Raw genomic sequence first — 551 nt, 5'->3', positions numbered from 1 at the left:
GAAGCTGCCGGTGGTCGACGCGGTCGTGTTGAACTCCTGCAGGCGCTTCTGCCGGTCGGCCTGCACACTCGCGTAGAAGGCGTCCGACTGCTCATCGAAGAGGTTCGCCGATGTGCTGTTCTCCCCGTTCGTCAGCAGGTCGGCATACGCGGCCGCAAGCTGGTCGGGAGCGATGGACAGGAGTCCGAAATCCGGCGGGATCTGGGTCGCGCCCACGAAGTCCGGGGCGAGATCGGGAAGCACGGTCGATCCCGCGAGACTGCCGAGGTACTGCAGCTTGTAGTTCGACCACGGATCCTGCTGCTGGAGCATCATGATGGTCGCCGTCTTCTTGCCGTCGGTCTCGTCGCTCACAACCGCCATGACCATGCGCGGCCAGGCGTCATAGGCCTGCGGCAGGATCGGATAGACCTGACCGGACGGGATCGCCGGCAGCGCCGTCATGTCGGACACCTTGCCGCGCAGGGTGTAATTCGTCTGACGCTCCGCCAGTGCGGCGCCCGCGAGACGCGTGGCGGCCAGATTCGCATCGAGAGACGCGTCTGCGGTGC

The 551-nt window shown here is 65.9% G+C and carries 1 protein-coding gene; it reads right to left on the bottom strand.

Annotated elements, in window-relative coordinates; genetic code table 11:
• The coding region (locus AC4FQ3_RS22825) for a DUF8094 domain-containing protein (RefSeq protein ID WP_491183410.1) at nt 1–551 on the bottom strand (551 nt) is incomplete at both ends.

This window comes from Flavobacterium sp. AK-345 (assembly GCF_058310175.1).
The sequence above is the reverse complement of the archived record's forward strand: the minus strand, read 5'-3'. Positions and strand labels throughout refer to the sequence as shown.